This window comes from Variovorax sp. Sphag1AA (assembly GCF_014192575.1).
Classification (GTDB): Bacteria; Pseudomonadota; Gammaproteobacteria; order Burkholderiales; family Burkholderiaceae_C; genus Variovorax.
Genome location: NZ_JACHYC010000005.1, coordinates 133400 through 151506, shown reverse-complemented (window position 1 = coordinate 151506; position 18107 = coordinate 133400). Strand labels below are relative to the sequence as shown.

Below are 18107 nucleotides of genomic sequence, written 5' to 3'. Positions count from 1 at the left end.
GGACGCGTGATGACACCCGAGCAAAAGAGGAACAACCGCCGCCTGGGGCTCACGCTGGCCTCCATCGCGGTGATGTTCTTCATCGGCTTCATCGTCCGCATGGTCTGGGTCGGCCACTGAGGGCGTCGAGATGAAGATCGGCCAGCGCATCCGCCGGGAAAACGTCCGCATGGTCGGCAAGCTGGCCGTGGTCGCGGCCGGCATGTTCGGCTTCGGCTATGCGCTGGTTCCGATGTACCGGGCCATCTGCGAGATGACCGGCATCAACATCCTCGCGCGGTCCGAGCTTGAAGTCCCCGGTGGTGCTTCCGGCGGCAAGGATGTGCGCCTGCCCGAGAACACGCAGGTCGACACGAGCCGGACCATCACCGTCGAATTCGATGCCAACGCGCACGGGCTGTGGGACTTCCAACCCGCCCAGAGGTCGATGCAGGTGCATCCCGGCGAACTGCACACGGTCATGTACGAGTTCCAGAACGTACAGAACCGCCGCATGGCCGCGCAGGCGATCCCGAGCTACGCGCCGCAGCAGGCTGCGCCGTACTTCAACAAGCTCGAATGCTTCTGCTTCAACCAGTACACGCTCGATGCGGGCGAGAAGAAGCAGTGGCCGGTGGCCTTCGTGATCGATCCCAAGATTTCGAAGGACGTGAAGACGATCACCCTGTCGTACACCTTCTTCGAGGTGGGCGGCAAGACGCCTCCGGCGCCCGTGGCCAACAACGCCGCGACGCCCAGTTCGACGGAGCCGCGCTCATGACCGCGTCGCCGGAAACGCCGCCCAAGGGATCGCTATGGCGCACGGTGCGCGCGGTCGGCTGGTCGTTTTTCGGCGTGCGCAAGAACAGTGCCTTCCAGGACGACGTCACAAAACTCAATCCGCTGCACATCATCGCGGTCGGCCTCGTGGCCGTTGCGATCTTTGTCGGCGCATTGATCCTGTTCGTTCGCTGGGTCGCCACCTCGTGAAGATCACCCCCACAAGAAACTGAACCGAGAGAGAAGAAAGCCAGGACCTGATATGAGTTCAACGACGCACGGCACCACGCCCTACTACTTCGTGCCCGGGCCCTCTGCCTACCCGGTGATGGCCGCTACCGGCCTGCTCTTCGTGATTCTCGGAGCGGCCCAGTGGATCAATGGCCACCAGTGGGGCGCATGGTCGCTGCTGCTTGGCATGATCGTCTGGCTCGGCACCTTGTTCGTGTGGTTCCGGACAGCGATCGGCGAAAGCGAGAGCGGCAAGTACGGCTACAAGGTCGACCTGTCGTTCCGCTGGAGCATGAGCTGGTTCATCTTCTCGGAGGTGATGTTCTTCGGCGCGTTCTTCACCGCCCTGTGGTGGGCGCGCACGCACGCGCTGCCTGCGCTTGGTAGCCTCGACAACGCGATCCTCTGGCCCGACTTCAAGGCCGTGTGGCCGACCGTCACCGCTGGCGCGACCGGCTCGCCTGCGGACATCGTCGAGCCGTTCCAGACGGTTGGCCCGTTCTGGCTGCCGACCATCAACACCGCGCTCCTGCTGAGCTCGGGCGTCACGCTCACCATCGCGCACCACGCACTCCGCGCCGGCCATCGCGCGCAGACGGTGCGCTTCATGTGGCTGACGGTGCTGCTGGGCCTCACCTTCCTCTTCGTGCAGGGCTACGAGTACCACCACCTGTACACCGAGCTGAACCTCAAGCTCAGCTCCGGCACCTACGGCTCGACGTTCTTCATGCTGACCGGTTTCCACGGCCTGCACGTGTTCATCGGCATGCTGATGCTCTTCTTCATTACCCTGCGGATTCGCGCGGGTCACTTCACGCCCGAGCGTCATTTCGGCTTCGAAGGTGCCGCCTGGTACTGGCACTTCGTCGACGTCGTCTGGCTCGGCCTTTACATCACGGTCTACTGGCTTTGAGCAGCATCGACGGCACAATAAAAAAGCGCCGCAAGGCGCTTTTTTCATGGTTCTCGCGCAACGAGAGCGATCTACTTGCCCACCGGCAAGCCCCCTGGCTGGATGTATCCGAGTTTCCAGGCCACCAGGATGCACAGGAACAAAACAACCGACAGCCCGATCCGAACCGTCAGCGCGCGCGCCATGCCGCCACCTTTGGCGCGGCCGTTCCGCCCGTCTCTCAGCATGAAGAACAGCGCGAACCCGAGGCTCGCCAGGATGCCAGCGAAGGCGAGGGCGACAAAGTACTTCATGAATCACATTATCGGCCGCAGCGACGGCCTCACGGTTTGAACACTGATATCCCTGTCACCACATCGCCCGCACGTCGCGGCCGCTTCTGGGTGGTCACATTGATGGCTGCCATTGCCATCGCGGGCACCTTCTCGCTCGGCCGTTGGCAGCTCTCCCGCGCCGCGCAGAAGGAGGCCATCCAGGCCGAGATCGACGAGCAGAAGAACCTGGAGCCGCTCGATCAGGCCGCCTTCATGGCGCTGGACAACGCTTCGTCGTCGGCACTCCATCGCCCGGTTCGCCTGCGCGGGCTCTGGCTTGCGCCCCACACCGTCTATCTCGACAACCGGCAGATGCATGGGATCCCTGGGTTCTACGTGCTGACGCCATTCGCCATCGAAGGATCCAACCAGACGGTGATGGTGCAAAGGGGCTGGATCCAGCGCAACTTCAACGACCGGGCCCAACTCCAGCCGGTCGTGACGCCGCCCGGCCTGGTCGAGGTGGTCGGCACCATTTCGCCGCCGCCGTCGCACCTGCTGGACCTCGGCAAGGCCGAGCCGGGAGCTCCAATGCCCGGCGGCGCGGGGTCTTCCCCCATCCGGCAGAATCTCGACCTTGAAGCGTATCGGGCCGACACCGGTCTGCCCTTGCGGACCGATATCTCCCTGCAGCAGACCGGCGAGGCGTCCGAGGGACTGCAGCGAGACTGGCCGGCTCCCGCGCTGGGTGTTGAAAAGCACTACGGCTATGCGTTCCAGTGGTTCGGGTTGTCGACCCTCGTCCTCATTCTCTATGTCTGGTTCCAATTCATCGCCCCCTACCGTCGCGCACGCCTTGCCCGCCGCGGCTGATGAGCCGCTCGGGCTGACCGTGCACTCGATGCCGTCGCCGCGCCAGGCGCTGGACGCCGCGTCGACCCGTCGCACCGTGACCGGTCGGTGGAAGATGATCCTGGTCTTGCTGTGCTGCGCGGCGCCGGTCATTGCCTCCTACTTCACGTACTACGTGATCCGACCCGAGGGCCGGAGCGTCTTCGGCGAACTCATCGATCCGCAGCGCCCGATGCCCAACATCCAGGCGACCTCGGCCGACGGCACGACGATCCAGCTTCAGTCGCTGCAAGGACAGTGGCTGCTGGTCGCAGTGGCGGGCGCCGCTTGCGATTCGGTCTGCGAGCAGCAGCTCTACCTGCAGCGCCAACTGCGCGAAAGCCTCGGGCGCGAGAAGGACCGCCTCGATCGCGTCTGGATCGTCAGCGACGCGGCGCCCATCCCAAACCGCCTCGAAAACGGCCTGCATGGCGCGACGGTCGTCCGCGTGCCAGAGGCGCAACTGGCGCAATGGCTTGCGCCGGCTTCCGGTCACGTGCTGGCAGATCACCTCTACGTGGTCGATCCGATGGGTCACTGGATGATGCGTTTCCCGCCACGCATGGACACCGCCGGTGCGAGCCGCGCAAAGCGCGATCTCGACAGGCTGATGCGTGCCTCCGCTTCGTGGGACGAGCCGGGGCGCTGATCGAGCCATGGACACCACCTCGCTCTACGACCTCACCCCGATTGCCTGGCTCCTGGCGGTCGGCGTGCTGCTTGCGCTCGGGCCCCTCATCTGGGTCTGGCGGCGCAACGCCGGCGCTGGTCCAGCGCGCAGGTTGCACGCCCTGACCGTTCTCACGCTGTTCCTGACCTTCGACCTCACGCTCTTCGGTGCGTTTACCCGTCTCACCGATTCCGGACTCGGCTGCCCTGACTGGCCCGGCTGCTACGGCAATGCGAGCCCGGTCGGTGCGCGACACGAGATCGCGATGGCGCAGGCCGCGCAGCCGACAGGCCCCGTCACACACAGCAAGGCCTGGGTCGAGATGATCCATCGCTATCTGGCGACCGGTGTTGGCGCGCTCATCCTCGCGCTGGCCGTCGCCACGTGGCTTGCGCGACGGCGACAGCTTGCCGAACACACGGGCGCGAGACCGCTCAGCGCCTGGTGGCCTGCGTCGACCTTGGTGTGGGTCTGCCTGCAAGGCGCTTTCGGTGCGATGACCGTGACGTGGAAGCTCTTCCCTGCCATCGTCACGCTTCATCTGCTCGGCGCCATGGTTCTGCTCGCGCTGCTGTGCATCCAGGCCGTGCGCTACCAGCAGGATGCGATGCGACGTGTGCCGACGCCGGTGCCGTCGGCGCTGCGCAACCTACTGATCGCGACGACTGTGCTGCTGGCCCTCCAGATCGCTCTTGGCGGCTGGGTCAGCACCAACTACGCGGTGCTGGCCTGCACGCAGTTTCCGACCTGCCAGGACAGCTGGTGGCCGCCCATGAACTTCGCGCAGGGATTCCAGATCTGGCGCCACCTCGGGGAAACGGCGGATGGCACCCCGATCGACTTTGCTGCCTTGACCGCGATTCACTATGTTCACCGCCTCATGGCTTATCTCGTCTTCATCGCCATCGTGCTCTTGGTGCGATCTCTTCTTCGCATCCGGCCGTTGCGCCCGCAGGCACGCTGGCTCGGCGGACTCGCGCTGCTTCAGCTCGCGACGGGCCTCGGCAATGTGCTGCTCGGCTGGCCTCTCGCGGCGGCCGTGCTGCACACCGGCGGCGCCGCAGCGCTCGCGGTGGTGCTGACTTGGACCTTGTGTGAAAGCCGGCGCGAGAGCGCAGCAGTCGCGGCCACTATCGCCGGCCGACGCGAAGGAATGGAGGCTGCATGAGCGCACCGGCTTCCGTCCACGGCTCGCACACCGCCAGCGTGATGCGCCAGTTCTATGCGCTGACCAAGCCGCGCGTGGTCCAATTGATCGTCTTCTGTGCGTTGATCGGCATGGTGCTCGCCGTGCCTGGCGTTCCCGGCTGGGCCGAACTGCAGCAAGCCGTGTTGGCCTGCATCGGCATCTGGCTGGTCGCCGGCGCGGCTGCGGCGTTCAACTGCCTTGTCGAAAAGGGCATCGACGCCAAGATGAAGCGAACCGCATGGCGCCCGACCGCGCGCGGCGAGCTGAGTGACCGCCAGGCACTCATCTTCTCGATCGTGCTCTGCGCCTTGGGTTCCGCGATCCTCTGGTTCGCGGTGAATCCGCTCACGATGTGGCTGACCTTCGCGACCTTCGTCGGTTACGCGGTGATCTACACGGTGATCCTGAAGCCGCTGACGCCGCAAAACATCGTGATCGGCGGTGCGTCTGGCGCGATGCCTCCAGTGCTCGGTTGGGCCGCCATGACCGGAGAGGTCAGCCCCGAGGCGCTGATCCTTTTCCTGATCATCTTCCTGTGGACGCCTCCGCACTTCTGGGCGCTGGCGCTCTATCGCGTGGAGGACTACCGCAAGGCCGGACTTCCGATGCTCCCGGTGACGCACGGCAACGAGTTCACGCGGCTGCACGTGCTGCTCTATACCCTGATCCTCTTCGCGGCATGTCTGATGCCGTTCATCTACGGCATGAGCGGCTGGCTCTATCTCGTGGTGGCTTTCGGCGTGAGCATCGGCTTCACGGGCTATGCGTTCGCGCTGTGGCGCAACTACTCTGACGCGCTTGCGCGCAAGACTTTCCGCTTTTCGCTTATCCATCTGAGCGTGCTGTTCGCTGCACTGCTCGTCGACCACTATCTCCGATGACTTCATCCATCAACAAGCGGCAAGCCCTTCGCTGGATCGCCATGGCTGCAGGCGCAGCGGCTGCCGTTGGCGCGGGCATCAGCCTCGCAGGCTGTACCGAATCCAAGCCGACCTTCAACGCGGTCGACATCACCGGTGCCGACTACGCGAAGGACTTCTCCCTCACCGACGCCAATGGGCGCGTGCGCACGATGGCGGACTTCAAGGGCAAGGTGGTCGTGCTGTTCTTCGGCTACGCCCAGTGCCCGGATGTCTGCCCGACCACCATGACCGAGATGGCGCAGGTCAAACAGCAGCTCGGAATCGATGGCGACAAGTTGCAGGTGGTGTTCGTCACCGTCGATCCCGAGCGCGACACGCCGGAGGTCATGAAGGCGTACATGGGCGCATTCGATCCGTCGTTTGTTGCGCTGATCCCGACAGCCGAGCAGCTGCCGCCGCTCGCCAAAGACTTCAAGGTCTACTACAAGAAGGTCGACGGCAAGACGCCGACCAGCTATTCGATGGACCACTCCGCCGCCAGCTTCATTTACGACCCGCAGGGCCGGTTGAGGCTGTACGCACGATACGGCGCCGGCATCCCGCCGATGTTGGCCGACATCAAGGCCCTGCTGAAGTCCTGAGCGCACGACTGTGAGCGACAGCGTCGATCACCTCAAGCTGCGCAAGGGTGCGTTCCGTATCGCGCTGATCCCGGCGGAAGTGCTGGAGGCGCTCAACGACGGGAAGCTCGAAACCGTCAATCTCAACGAGTTCCTTGCATTGGAGCTGCCACGGCTGGCGCGAAACGTCGCGGTGCACATCGGACTCGATCCCGACAGTGAACGCCTGGGCGATACCTTCGCGATGCTGCCGTCTTTCAAGCCAATGCAGCGCCACGGCCATATCGCACGCGCGCTTTACGACATGACGGCCGACCATGCCGAACGGGACGCGGTCGCACATCGGCTCGCGACCCATCCGAGTGACGTGGCGCGTTGCTGGGCGACGCATTGGATTCAGATGTCGGGGCTTCCGCTGCAGAAGCAGCTGGAGGCCACCTGGCGTTTCGCGGCGGACCCGCATTTCGGTGTCCGGGAGATGGCATGGATGGCTGTGCGCGATTCGACGATCCGCTCGTTGGACGAAGCGTTGCGACTCCTGCAGCCTTGGGTGCTGAACCCCGACGCGAACATCCGTCGCTTCGCGAGCGAGCTGACGCGTCCGCGTGGTGTGTGGTGCGCTCAGATCGAGCAGCTGAAGGCGGAGCCGTGGCTGGCGATCGAGCTCCTCGAGCCCTTGCGGGCCGATTCCAGCCGCTACGTCCAGAACTCCGTGGCCAATTGGCTCAACGACGCGAGCCGGACGCAGCCGGAATGGGTCGAAGAGACGTGTGCGCGATGGCAGCGCGAAAGCGACCTGCCGGAAACCCGCTACATCACGCGTCGCGCACTGCGCACCTTGTCCAAACAGGTGCCCGAGGCGACCTGAAAAAGAAAAAGCCCGGCGGGGCCGGGCTTTCGGGGCAGGGGGGCTCAAGCGTATTCCGCGAGCGCCTTCTTCATCTTCTTCATCGCCGCCACTTCGATCTGGCGTATGCGTTCAGCACTCACGCCATAGACCTCGGCGAGGTCGTGCAGCGTCATGCCGCCGGAACCGTCGTCGTTCACCTTCAGCCAGCGTTCTTCGACGATGCGACGGCTGCGGTCGTCGAGCGACTCGAGCGCGGTCGTGATGCCGTCGGTCGACAGGCGATCACGCTGCCGCGATTCGATCAGGGCGGTCGGCTCCTGGCTGGCGTCCGCGAGGTAGGCGATCGGGCCAAAGCCTTCTTCGCCATCGTCGGACGGGCTCGGGTCGAGCACCACGTCGCCACCGGAAAGCCGGGTTTCCATCTCGAGGACTTCTTCCGGCTTCACGTTCAGGCGCGTGGCCATCTGCGTGACTTGATCGGCGCTCAGGGTGTCGCGGTGCGATTCGCCGTCAATGGCGGCTTCGGCCTTGAAACCCTGCTTCATCGAGCGCAGATTGAAGAACAGCTTGCGCTGGGCCTTGGTCGTCGCGACCTTGACCATACGCCAGTTCTTCAGGATGTACTCGTGGATCTCGGCCTTGATCCAGTGCATGGCGTAGCTCACCAGCCTCACGCCCTGATCTGGATCAAACCGCTTCACGGCCTTCATCAGACCGACGTTGCCTTCCTGGATCAGGTCGCCGTGCGGCAGCCCGTAACCCAGGTACTGGCGGGAAATGGAAACGACCAGGCGCAGGTGCGACAGGATCAGCGCACCGGCGGCTTCGAGATCGTTGTTGTCGCGCAGTTTGCGCGCGTAAGCCTGCTCTTCCTCGAGCGTCAGCAAGGGCAACCGGTTGGTTGCCGAGATATAGGCGTCCAGGTTACCCAGCGGAGGCACCATCGACCACGGATTGGCGACGGCAAGCTGGTTGGCAGAGGCTCCAGACGGTGTTGTCATTCGGGAAACTCCTTCGTTCTTGGCCATATTAGCACTCGATTAGACGGAGTGCTAAGGCAAGGGTTCCCTGACCGCCTCAATGGCGACGATAGCTTGACGGCACCTCTTGCAGTGCCTTTGGAGGCGTCCTCGGTATCACCAATGGATACCAAGACGCTGAAAAATCTTGGAAAGTACAAAAAGTGGTCCGACCCAGAGGTATTGGATGTCCTCGAAGAAGGAGGGCCTCTTGCCCTCGAGCTTGTGACCGACGAACTGGAAGATCCAGGCCACCACGAAGATGGCGGCGGAAACCGGCAAAACAAGGTTCCCCATGGCGTGCACCGCAGCCAGGAGCAGCGCGGTGCCCACGAGCATGGTGATCAAAAAGGCGGGGACGTGGAGCTTCGCGTAGTACACCAGGCTGGCAGCCACAAACATATAGGCCACCCAGGGATGCAAGGCGAAGAGAAGCCCGACGATGCTCAGCATGATTGCCGGTATCGCCACCATGTGGATGACTTCGTTGACCGGGTGCCTATGGCTCTCCTCGTAGTGGGCGAGCAGGCGGTCGACCTTTCGGTCGGCGCCGGTGAGTGGGGCGGCAGTGGTGTCCATGCTGTCTCCTTGTTCTGGTGCCGGGGACATGATGCCAGACCGGCCCCCGCGCAACAGGAGGATGAACCCGACCGTTTATTTAACCGAGCAGCGCCTGCGCGAACTCGCGCGCGTTGAAGGTTTCGAGGTCTTCAAGCTTTTCCCCGACACCAATGAAATAGACGGGAATCGGCCGCTCGCGCGCGATGGCGCATAGCACGCCCCCCTTGGCCGTGCCGTCGAGCTTGGTGACGACCAGCCCTGTCAGGCCGAGCGCCTCGTCGAACGCCTTGACCTGCGCCAGTGCGTTCTGACCCGTATTGCCGTCGATGACCAGCAGCACCTCGTGCGGCGCGGTCGCGTCGGCCCGGTTGACGACGCGCTTGATCTTCTTGAGCTCGTCCATGAGATGGATCTGCGTCGGAAGCCGGCCGGCCGTGTCGACCAGCACCACGTCCTTGCCGCGCGCCTTACCGGCGTTGACCGCGTCGAAACTCACTGCTGCGGGGTCGCCGCCTTCCTGGCTGACGATCTCGACCGTGTTGCGATCTGCCCAGACGAGCAATTGCTCGCGTGCGGCCGCGCGGAAAGTGTCGGCTGCGGCCAGCAGGACCGAGGCGCCCTCGTTGGCGAGGTGCTTGGTCAGCTTGCCGATCGATGTCGTCTTGCCGGCGCCGTTCACGCCTGCAACCATGATCACGGTCGGCGTGTACTCGCCGATCACGAGCGATTTCTCGAGCGGGCTCAGCAGGTCGGCGATCGCATCCGCCAGCAGCGCCTTCACCTGGCTCGCATCGGTGGCCATGTTGCTCTTGACCCGGCGCCGCAGGTCCTCCAGCAGATGCTCGGTCGCCTTGACGCCCGTATCAGCCATCAGGAGCGCTGCTTCCAGCTCTTCGTAAAGCTCGTCGTCGATCTGGGCGTTGACGAACGCCGCGGTGATGCTGTTGCCGGTCTTGCGCAGGCCGCTCTTGAGTTTGCCCAGCCAGCCGCTGCGCTCGGGCTGCGCTGGTGCTGGTGCGGGGGCGGGGACGGGCGCGACCACTGGCGCAGCGGGAACGGGTGCCGGAACCGACGCAAGGCTGGGTGCAGGCTCGGCAGGCGCTGGCGGCGGGCTCTCGGGCTCGACAGGAGGCGTCGGCACCGGCTCTTCGGGGGAAATGGCCGGAGCGGGGACCGGCTCGACCTCGGCTACCGTCGCGGGTGCCGGCGGAGCGGCTTTGCCGAACCAACTGGATGGCGAAAAGACCGATCTCGCCGGCGTGGCTGGAGCCACCGGCGTTTCACCCGATGAAGTCTCGGGAGAAGGCTCCGGGGCCTGGACGGCATCGGGCTGCGGTTTTTTCTTGAAGAAACTGAACATTGGCGCGTTTTTACAATCCGAGCCATTCTATGAAACACCCCTCGCCACGCCGCGCTGCGCTGGGTGCGGTGCTGGCCTTGGTGCTCTCTGCACCCTGGGCGCTGCCCGCCTTCGCGCAGTCTTCTCCCCCGAAATCCGCAACCGCGTCGCCCTCCAACGGGACGCCGGTCGCCGAGCAATTCACCCTCAGCAATGGCATGACTTTGATCGTGCAACCTGACCGTCGCGCGCCGACCGCAGTCCAGATGATCTGGGTCCGCGTCGGGTCGATGGACGAGGTGGACGGCACTTCCGGCGTCGCGCATGCGCTCGAACACATGATGTTCAAGGGCAGCAAGGACCTCAAGGCCGGCGAGTTCTCCCGTCGCGTCGCGGCACTCGGCGGGCGAGAAAACGCATTCACGACGCGCGACTACACCGGCTACTACCAGCAGATCCCGGTCGAGAAGCTGGAGCAGATCATGAAGCTCGAATCCGACCGCTTCGCCAGCAATCAGTGGCCGGACGACGAGTTCAAGCGCGAAATCGAGGTCGTCAAAGAAGAGCGCCGCATGCGCACCGACGACCAGCCGCGCTCGTTGCTCGGCGAGCAGCAGAACGCCGCGGTGTTCACTGCCTCTCCGTACCACCGCCCGGTGGTTGGCTGGATGAGCGATCTCGACGCGATGACCCCGGACGATGTCCGCGCCTTCTTTACGCGCTGGTACACCCCGGCCAACGCCGCGATCGTCGTGGTGGGTGATGTCGACGTCGCGCAGGTCCGCGCGATGGCGGAGAAGTACTACGGCTCGATCCCGGCACGCGCAGTGCCGACGCGCAAGCCTCGCACCGAGCCTGCGCAGCGCGGCGTCCGCCGTATCGAACACAAGGCGCCGGCCGAACAGGCCTATGTTTCGCTCGCTTTCCGGGTGCCGCAGATCGATACGGCCGACAACTTCAAGGGCGACATCGATCCCTACGCGCTGGTGGTGCTGGCAGCGGTTCTCGACGGCTATCCCGGTTCGCGGCTCGATCGCGCACTGACGCAGGGGCCCAATCGCGTCGCCGACTCCGCGGGTGCGTATTCGGGCTTCGTCGGGCGCGGGCCGCAGCTCTTCGTGCTCGATGGCGTGCCGGCTTCCGGCAAGACGGCTGAAGTGGTCGAGGCGGCCTTGCGCGCCGAGGTCGCGAAGATCGCGCGCGAAGGCGTCGGGGAAGCCGAACTCGCACGCGTCAAGACCCAGTGGGTAGCGAGCGAAACCTACAAGCTCGATTCGGTGATGGCGCAGGCGCGCGAACTCGGCAGCAACTGGGTGCAGGGGCTTCCACTCGATGCGAGCGCTCGAATCATCGAGCGGCTCCAGAGCGTCACCGTGGAGCAGGTGAAGGCCGTGGCGGCGAAGTACTTCGGCGATGACCAATTGACGGTCGCCACGCTGCGTCCGCTGCCTCCCGAGGCGAACCGACGTCCGCGCGGATTCGCGGCACCGATGGGCGAGATGCGTTGATGGAAGGCCCGAAACCCATGTTCAAGTTCCCGACAACCGGCCTTCGCGCCTTCTTCTTCGGCGCCGCTTTGCTGATGGGCGCGACCGCCCAGGCCGCCATTCCGATCCAGCAATGGACGCTGCCGAACGGCGCGAAGATCTATCTGGCGGCGACGAACGCATTGCCGATCGTCGATGTGCAGGCCGACTTCGATGCCGGCTCCCGCCGAGACCCAGCGTCCCAGGCCGGCCTCGCGAACGTGACCGCCACGATGGTCGAGAAGGGCATTCGCGCGAGCGGCAGAGAACCGGCGATGGACCAGAACGCGCTTGGCGAAGCCTGGGCCGATCTCGGCGCGAACTTCGATGTGAGCGCCGGTGGCGAGCGCACGAGCTTCACGCTGCGTACGCTGGCGCAGCCCGCGCTGCTCGACAAAGCGGTGCGACTTGCCGCGCGACAGATTGGCGAGCCGGCATTCCCGGAAGATGTGTGGATGCGCGAGCGAGAGCGGCTCAACGCGGCGATCAAGGAAGCCAATACCAAGCCCGCCACGGTGACCGAGCGCGCTTTCGCTCAGGCTGTCTACGGCACGCACCCGTATGGCGTCGAGACGACCGAGGCAACGCTGGCGCAGATCGACGTGGCGACGATGCGCAAGCGCTACGAACAACTCATCGTGCCTTGCAGGGCCAAGATCAGCATCGTCGGCGCCGTGACCCGCCCGCAGGCGGAAGACATCGCAAAGACGCTCTTGTCGCGCTTGCCATCTTCGGCGTCGTGCCCCGAGTTGCCCGCGGTGCCCGAAGTGGAGCCGCTCTCTGCCGCGAAGGAAACACGCATTCCCTTCGACTCCGCGCAAGCGCACGTTCTCATCGGCCAGCCGGGCTACCGGCGCGCGGACCCCGATCACTTCGCGCTGAACCTCGGCAACTATGTGCTCGGCGGCGGCGGATTCGTGTCGCGCCTCACCGAGCAGGTGCGCGAGAAGCGCGGATTGACCTACAGCATCTACAGCGGCTTCTCGCCGGGCCTCCAGGCGGGTGCCTTCCGCGTCGGCTTCCAGACGCGGCCGGATCAGGCTGACGAAGCCGTCAAGGTTTCGCGCGAGGTGCTGGCCAAGTTCGTTGCCGAAGGCCCGACCGAAGCCGAGCTCAAGGCTGCGAAGGACAACCTCATCGGCGGCTTTCCGCTGCTGCTCGACAGCAATCGCAAGCTGCTCGGAAATGTCGCGAACATCGCCTGGTATGACCTGCCGCTCGACTACCTGGAGACCTGGACCGCTCGCATGAACGCGATCACGGTGGCCGACGTCAAGGCCGCGTTCGCGCGCAAGCTGCAGCCGGAACGGATGGTCACGGTCATCGTCGGGGCCAAGCAGCCCTGATGAAGCGAGGGCTCGAAGGCGCGACCCACGCCTTCGATGCCGTTAAGCTTTGGGCGTGAAATCTGCGCCCCGAAAATCCGTCCCCGCCAAATCGACTGCCGCCGCGGCCAAGCTGGCCAAGGCGCCGCATTTCGTCCGCATCATCGGCGGCGAATGGAAGCGGACCCGCCTCGCCGTTGCCGACAAGGCCGGCCTGCGCCCTACGCCCGATCGGGTTCGTGAAACCCTCTTCAACTGGCTGGCCAGCCTCGCTGGCGCAGTCGGCGGCGAACTCCCTGGCTGGCGATGCGTCGATGCGTTTGCCGGCACCGGCGCGCTCGGGCTCGAAGCCGCATCACGCGGCGCCGAATCGGTCCTGCTGTGCGAACAGGACGCTGCGCTCGTGGCGCAGTTGCAGATCCTCAAGACCAAGCTCTCCGCGGAAACGGTCCGCGTCGAGCGCGGAAACGGCGTTACCGCGCTGGAGCGCACGCCTGCCGGCAGCCTGCATGTCGTCTTCCTCGATCCACCGTTCGACAACGTGGCTCTTTATGCGCCCGCATTGAGCGCGGCCGTGCGCGCGTTGCGGCCGGGAGGCGTGATCTACCTCGAGGCCGCACGACAGTGGGACGAGCAGGAGTTGGCCTCGCTCGGCCTCGTCGTCTACCGGCATCTCAAGGCCGGTGCGGTGCATGCGCACCTTCTTCAGCGCGCCGCGGACGCGGCTGCATAATCCGCCGAAACACAGGGCCGCGAGCGGCTGCATGAGAGGAGCAACCATGACCAGCAACGTGATCGCGGTATATCCCGGCACATTCGATCCGATGACGCTCGGCCACGAAGACGTGGTGCGGCGTGCAACCCAGCTTTTCTCGAAGGTCATCGTCGCCGTCGCCGCTGGACATCACAAGAAGGCGCTCTTTTCGCTGCAGGAGCGCATCGACATGGCGCGCAACGCGGTGAGCGCGTACAGCGACCAGGTGACCGTCGAGAGCTTCTCCGGGCTCCTGCGCGACTTTGTCGTCGCACGCGGCGGCAAGGCGATGGTGCGCGGCCTTCGCGCGGTGACCGACTTCGACTACGAATTCCAGCTCGCGGGCATGAACCGCTCGCTCATGCCGGAAGTCGAGACGGTGTTCCTCACGCCGAGCGACAAATACCAGTTCATTTCCAGCACCTTCGTGCGCGAGATCGCGATGCTCGGCGGCGAGGTCGACAAGTTCGTTTCGCCAAAGGTGCAGGAAGCCCTGCTCGCCAAGGTACGCAACCTCGGTCGCGAATGACCGGGGCGCTGCTGCCTCGCCTGCACCCCCTCGGCGAGGCGGCGCTGGTATGCGAGTTGCCGCCGCCGGCAACACTTGCGCAGCAGCAACAGATCTGGGCGCTGGCTGCAGAAGCCGTGCGATGGCACGGCGTTCGCGAGGTGCTCCCCGGCATGAACAACCTGAGCCTGCTCTTCGACCCCGAGCAGATCGATGGCGTCGAGCTCGAGATGCAGGTGCTGTCCGCGTGGCCGCAACTTGCGGCGGCAACGGTCGAGGGGCGGCGCATCGAGATCCCGGTGATCTATGGCGGCGAGTCGGGGCCCGATCTTGCCGACGTGGCCGCGCATACGAAGCTCACGCCTGCCGAAGTGGTCCGACGGCACAGCGAAGGCGACTACGTCGTGTATCTGCTTGGCTTCCTGCCGGGCTTTGCATTCATGGGTGGGCTCGCGCCGGAACTCGCCACGCCGCGTCGCGCGGCGCCGCGCGTTGCGGTGCCGACCGGCTCGGTGGGCATTGGTGGTGAGCAGACCGGCATCTATCCGCTGGTTTCGCCTGGTGGATGGAACCTGATCGGGCGGACCTCCGTGCCGATGTTCGATCCGACGGCCGAAGCACCCACGCTGCTGCGTCCCGGCGATCGTGTTCGCTTCGTCGCAGAAAGGGTGGAGCTTTGAGCGCGGCCGGGCTCACGGTCCTGCGACCGGGAATGCTGGCTTCAGTTCAGGACTTGGGCCGGCATGGTCTTAGGCAACTCGGCATCTGCCCCGGCGGTGCGCTCGACACGCTCGCGCTGGTGCTTGCGAATCGGCTGGTTGGCAATCCTGACGGGGCGGCGGGGCTGGAACTCACGATGGGCGGTTGCGAACTGCGCTTCGATGCGCCGACCCGCATTGCGTGGGCCGGCGACGACTTCGACGCCCGACTCGATGGGCAACCGGTCTGGCCGGGCTGGAGCGTGCCGGTGCGCGCAGGGCAAGTCCTCAAGTTCGGCCGCGCCAACCGGTCGAACGAGAAGACGGGCATCCGCACGTGGCTGGCAGTTGCTGGCGGTATCGATGTGCCGGAGGTCCTCGGGTCGCGCAGCACCGATCTAAAAGCCGGCTTTGGCGGGCACGAGGGACGGCCCCTGAAAGCCGGAGACACGCTCGCCTGCGGCCAGAGCGCGCTCACGGCGGCCCAGCTGGAGCGTCGCCCCTTCGGCGCGCGCATGCCGCATTGGCAGATCGATCCGGCCGTCGGCGTGATCGAGCTTCGCATCATCCCTGGCCCCGAGCTCGAACTTTTCACCGTTGCTTCGCGAGAGCAGCTTTGGCGCGATGCGTGGCGGATCACGCCGCAGAGCAATCGCATGGGAAGCCGCCTCGAAGGCCCGGAGCTCAAGCGCAAGCGCAACGGCGACATGCTCTCGTCAGGCGTGATCCCCGGCACGATCCAGGTGCCGCCTTCAGGGCAGCCGATCGTGCTGTTGGGCGACGCGCAAACGACTGGCGGCTATCCGCGCGTCGGCGTGGTCATTCGTGCCGACCTGTGGAAGCTCGCGCAGGCGCCGCTCGATGGTCGTCTGCGCTTTCGCGTGGTCGATTCCGCCGAGGCACTCGCGGCGTGGGACGAGCAGAAGCGCTATCTCGCCCACCTTGCGCAAGGCCTGGTGTCGATGGGGTGGCTTGCGCCGGCGCAGAATTCCACCCAAGGAGAAACGCATGCGGATTGATCTCAATGCCGATCTGGGCGAAGGCTGCGACAACGATGAGGCGCTGCTTGGATTGGTGAGTTCGGCCAACATCGCCTGCGGGTGGCACGCGGGTGACGCCAGCACGATGCGTCAGTGCGTGCGCTGGGCCATCGACAAGGGCGTGGCGATCGGCGCGCATCCGAGCTTCCCAGATCGCGAGAACTTCGGCCGCAGCACGATGAACCTGCCGCCGGACGAGATCGTCGCGGGCATGCTCTACCAGATCGGCGCGCTCTCGGCGATCGTTAAGGCCGAAGGCGGGACGCTCGCGCATGTGAAGCCGCATGGTGCCCTCTACAACCAGGCAGTGAAGGACCCGGTGCTGGCCGACGCGATCTGCGAGGCCGTGCGACGTTTCGATCCTCAACTGCGCTTTTTCGGCCTCGCCGGCAGCGGCATGATCACCGCCGCCGAGCGTGCGGGCCTGACGCCTGTCGAGGAGGTCTTCGCCGATCGCGGCTACATGCCGGATGGCAGCCTCGTCCCCCGCAGCCAGCCCGGCGCGCTGATCGAGGAGGAAGAACAGTCGCTCGCGCAGACGCTTTCCCTGGTGCGCGACCACAAGGTGACGGCGATCGATGGCAGCGTGGTCCCGGTCAATGCTCAGACCGTGTGCCTGCACGGCGACGGCGCACACGCGTTGGCCTTTGCCCGCCGCATCCGTGAGCGGCTCGCGGCCGAAGGCATCGCTGTCGCGGCATCGTGAACATCCTCCTCACCGGCTTCGAGCCGTTCGACAAGGACGCGATCAATCCGTCGTGGGAAGCCGTGCGCGCGCTGGATGGCTGGCGCTGCGAAGGCGCCACGGTGCACGCGCGGCGCATTTCGTGCGTGTTCGGAGCAGCTTTGCGCGATCTCGATGCGGCGATCGATGAGCTTCGGCCGGAGCTCGTGATCGCGGTCGGCCAGGCCGGCGGCCGCAGCGAGATCACGCCCGAGCGCGTGGCGATCAACATCGACGATGGCCGTATCTGCGACAACGCCGGTTGCCAGCCGATCGACGAGCCCGTGGTCGCGGGTGCGCCGGTGGGGTACTTATCGAGCCTGCCGATCAAGGCCATCGTGCGCGATTTGCGTGCGGCGGGTGTTCCGGCGTCGGTGTCGAACTCGGCGGGCACCTTTGTCTGCAACCACCTGTTCTTCGGATTGATGCATCGCATCGCGATGCGTCCGGTGCCGGGCATGCGCGGCGGATTCATTCACATCCCCTATCTGCCTGAGCAGGCGGCGCGATTGCCGGGGATGCCGAGCATGTCGCTCGACGCCGTGATTGCCGCGCTGCGAATTGCCGTCGCGACTTCAGTGAACGTGCGCGAGGACGCGCGCGAAACGGGCGGCCAGTTGCATTAGGCGGCGCGCCGTCCGGCGCGCTCGACGACCCGCTGAAGCCAGGGGCCGAGGGTTGCGTTGACGATGGCCGGTTTCTCCATCGTGAGCATGTGGCCGCACTCGGCGACCCAGACGAGCTCCGCGTGCGGCATCAGCGTTGCGATCTCGCGCGAGCATTCCGGCGGCGTGAGGCGATCGCCTTCGCCGCAGAGAACGAGCGTGGGGCAGCGCAGATGCGCGAGATGCGGCCGCGCATCGGGCCGCTGCATCAGCGCCCGGTTCTGTCGGATCAGTTGTGTCGCGCCCGCGTCGAGGATCAGGTCGACATAGCGCTGGATGAGTGCGTCGTCGCGCGCCTGCGTGGGGTGAAACGCAAAGCCGGCATTGAGTTCGATCACGTCGCGCGCCTCGCCGCGCTCGAACAGTTCGATCGCCGATTCGCGCAACTCGTACATCTCGGGGGTTTCGGGGCGTGCATTGGTGCCGAGGAGGGCGAGTCCGACGATGCGGTCGGGCGCCTGTCGCGCGGCCTCCATCGCGACCATGCCGCCCATCGATGCGCCGCAAAGAATCAGCGGTCCGGGGTGCTCTGCGAGCAGCGCGGTCGCCATCGCCTCGATGCGCTCGTGGCGCATGTGCACGTCGGTGACGTGGACTTCGAGCGTTGGCGGCAGGGCGGGAATCTGCGCTTCCCAGAGGCGCTCGTCGCAGGCGAGCCCGGGCAACAGGACAAGGCGTGGCATGCGCGGATTCTCCGCGATCGTGCGC

At 65.5% G+C, this 18107-nt stretch carries 23 protein-coding genes; 18 read left to right on the top strand and 5 right to left on the bottom strand.

Annotated elements, in window-relative coordinates; all coding sequences use genetic code 11:
* Positions 1–9 precede the first annotated feature (9 nt).
* Genes FHW64_RS34225 through FHW64_RS20185 form a run of 4 tightly spaced genes read left to right on the top strand, consistent with a single transcriptional unit; the run spans position 10 to position 1903 of the window.
* Positions 10–120: a cytochrome oxidase small assembly protein gene (locus tag FHW64_RS34225; protein ID WP_221210430.1), complete on the top strand. Its 111-nt coding sequence runs from the start codon at positions 10–12 to the stop codon at positions 118–120.
* Between the two features lie 10 nt (positions 121–130).
* Complete coding sequence (locus FHW64_RS20195) at positions 131–760, top strand: cytochrome c oxidase assembly protein (RefSeq protein WP_184529503.1); 630 nt, start codon at positions 131–133, stop codon at positions 758–760.
* Complete coding sequence (locus FHW64_RS20190) at positions 757–969, top strand: DUF2970 domain-containing protein (protein ID WP_184529501.1); 213 nt, start codon at positions 757–759, stop codon at positions 967–969. The genes FHW64_RS20195 and FHW64_RS20190 overlap by 4 nt, the downstream gene beginning before the upstream one ends.
* Positions 970–1021: 52 nt before the next feature.
* Positions 1022–1903: a cytochrome c oxidase subunit 3 gene (locus FHW64_RS20185; RefSeq protein WP_184529499.1), complete on the top strand. Its 882-nt coding sequence runs from the start codon at positions 1022–1024 to the stop codon at positions 1901–1903.
* A 71-nt stretch (positions 1904–1974) separates the two neighbouring features.
* Here the strand turns inward: FHW64_RS20185 and FHW64_RS20180 are convergent, their stop codons facing one another.
* Positions 1975–2196, bottom strand: coding sequence for a twin transmembrane helix small protein (locus FHW64_RS20180; protein WP_177142633.1), 222 nt, complete (start codon positions 2194–2196; stop codon positions 1975–1977).
* A gap of 102 nt (positions 2197–2298) precedes the next feature.
* Here FHW64_RS20180 and FHW64_RS20175 point away from each other — a divergent pair, with 102 nt between their 5' ends.
* Genes FHW64_RS20175 through FHW64_RS20150 form a run of 6 tightly spaced genes read left to right on the top strand, consistent with a single transcriptional unit; the run spans position 2299 to position 7258 of the window.
* The gene (locus FHW64_RS20175) at positions 2299–3030 is read left to right on the top strand and encodes an SURF1 family protein (RefSeq protein ID WP_184529497.1); all 732 of its coding nucleotides are present in this window, start codon (positions 2299–2301) and stop codon (positions 3028–3030) included.
* Positions 2972–3697 carry a hypothetical protein gene (locus tag FHW64_RS20170; protein ID WP_184529495.1) on the top strand — a complete coding sequence of 242 codons (726 nt, stop codon included), beginning with the start codon at positions 2972–2974 and terminating at the stop codon, positions 3695–3697. The genes FHW64_RS20175 and FHW64_RS20170 overlap by 59 nt, the downstream gene beginning before the upstream one ends.
* Before the next feature lie 7 nt (positions 3698–3704).
* Positions 3705–4886, top strand: a complete 1182-nt coding sequence (locus FHW64_RS20165) for a heme A synthase (protein WP_184529493.1) — start codon at positions 3705–3707, stop codon at positions 4884–4886.
* Positions 4883–5788 (top strand): heme o synthase, encoded by a 906-nt coding sequence (gene cyoE / locus FHW64_RS20160; RefSeq protein ID WP_184529491.1) that lies wholly within the window; start codon positions 4883–4885, stop codon positions 5786–5788. The genes FHW64_RS20165 and cyoE overlap by 4 nt, the downstream gene beginning before the upstream one ends.
* Positions 5785–6411, top strand: coding sequence for an SCO family protein (locus FHW64_RS20155; RefSeq protein WP_184529489.1), 627 nt, complete (start codon positions 5785–5787; stop codon positions 6409–6411). The genes cyoE and FHW64_RS20155 overlap by 4 nt, the downstream gene beginning before the upstream one ends.
* A 10-nt stretch (positions 6412–6421) precedes the next feature.
* Positions 6422–7258: a DNA alkylation repair protein gene (locus tag FHW64_RS20150; RefSeq protein WP_184529487.1), complete on the top strand. Its 837-nt coding sequence runs from the start codon at positions 6422–6424 to the stop codon at positions 7256–7258.
* A gap of 44 nt (positions 7259–7302) precedes the next feature.
* Here the strand turns inward: FHW64_RS20150 and rpoH are convergent, their stop codons facing one another.
* The 3 genes from rpoH to ftsY all read right to left on the bottom strand — a co-directional run bounded on the left by rpoH (position 7303) and on the right by ftsY (position 10180).
* Entirely contained in the window at positions 7303–8241 is a 939-nt protein-coding gene (gene rpoH / locus FHW64_RS20145; RefSeq protein WP_184529485.1) for an RNA polymerase sigma factor RpoH, read from the bottom strand.
* 135 nt (positions 8242–8376) lie between these two features.
* Positions 8377–8838, bottom strand: coding sequence for a DUF962 domain-containing protein (locus FHW64_RS20140; RefSeq protein ID WP_184529484.1), 462 nt, complete (start codon positions 8836–8838; stop codon positions 8377–8379).
* 79 nt (positions 8839–8917) lie between these two features.
* Positions 8918–10180, bottom strand: coding sequence for a signal recognition particle-docking protein FtsY (ftsY, locus tag FHW64_RS20135; protein WP_184529482.1), 1263 nt, complete (start codon positions 10178–10180; stop codon positions 8918–8920).
* Positions 10181–10209: 29 nt separating this feature from the next.
* Here ftsY and FHW64_RS20130 point away from each other — a divergent pair, with 29 nt between their 5' ends.
* Genes FHW64_RS20130 through pcp form a run of 8 tightly spaced genes read left to right on the top strand, consistent with a single transcriptional unit; the run spans position 10210 to position 17360 of the window.
* A complete protein-coding gene (locus FHW64_RS20130) occupies positions 10210–11667 on the top strand; it encodes a pitrilysin family protein (protein ID WP_184529480.1) in 1458 nt (485 codons plus the stop codon).
* A 17-nt stretch (positions 11668–11684) separates the two neighbouring features.
* Complete coding sequence (locus FHW64_RS20125; RefSeq protein ID WP_184530434.1) at positions 11685–13031, top strand: pitrilysin family protein; 1347 nt, start codon at positions 11685–11687, stop codon at positions 13029–13031.
* A 55-nt stretch (positions 13032–13086) separates the two neighbouring features.
* Entirely contained in the window at positions 13087–13743 is a 657-nt protein-coding gene (locus tag FHW64_RS20120) for an RsmD family RNA methyltransferase (RefSeq protein WP_184529478.1), read from the top strand.
* A gap of 46 nt (positions 13744–13789) precedes the next feature.
* The gene (coaD, locus tag FHW64_RS20115) at positions 13790–14293 is read left to right on the top strand and encodes a pantetheine-phosphate adenylyltransferase (RefSeq protein WP_184529476.1); all 504 of its coding nucleotides are present in this window, start codon (positions 13790–13792) and stop codon (positions 14291–14293) included.
* Positions 14290–14952, top strand: coding sequence for a 5-oxoprolinase subunit PxpB (pxpB, locus tag FHW64_RS20110; RefSeq protein ID WP_260305744.1), 663 nt, complete (start codon positions 14290–14292; stop codon positions 14950–14952). The genes coaD and pxpB overlap by 4 nt, the downstream gene beginning before the upstream one ends.
* Positions 14949–15989 carry a biotin-dependent carboxyltransferase family protein gene (locus tag FHW64_RS20105; RefSeq protein ID WP_260305742.1) on the top strand — a complete coding sequence of 347 codons (1041 nt, stop codon included), beginning with the start codon at positions 14949–14951 and terminating at the stop codon, positions 15987–15989. Before pxpB ends, FHW64_RS20105 begins: the two co-directional genes overlap by 4 nt.
* Positions 15979–16716, top strand: coding sequence for a 5-oxoprolinase subunit PxpA (gene pxpA / locus FHW64_RS20100; RefSeq protein ID WP_184529472.1), 738 nt, complete (start codon positions 15979–15981; stop codon positions 16714–16716). Before FHW64_RS20105 ends, pxpA begins: the two co-directional genes overlap by 11 nt.
* On the top strand, positions 16710–17360 hold the full coding sequence (gene pcp, locus FHW64_RS20095; protein WP_184530430.1) for a pyroglutamyl-peptidase I: 651 nt from the start codon (positions 16710–16712) through the stop codon (positions 17358–17360). The genes pxpA and pcp overlap by 7 nt, the downstream gene beginning before the upstream one ends.
* Here pcp and FHW64_RS20090 read toward each other — a convergent pair.
* Positions 17357–18082: an alpha/beta fold hydrolase gene (locus FHW64_RS20090; RefSeq protein WP_184529469.1), complete on the bottom strand. Its 726-nt coding sequence runs from the start codon at positions 18080–18082 to the stop codon at positions 17357–17359. The two genes, pcp and FHW64_RS20090, sit on opposite strands and share 4 nt — an antisense overlap.
* Between the last annotated feature and the right edge of the window lie 25 nt (positions 18083–18107).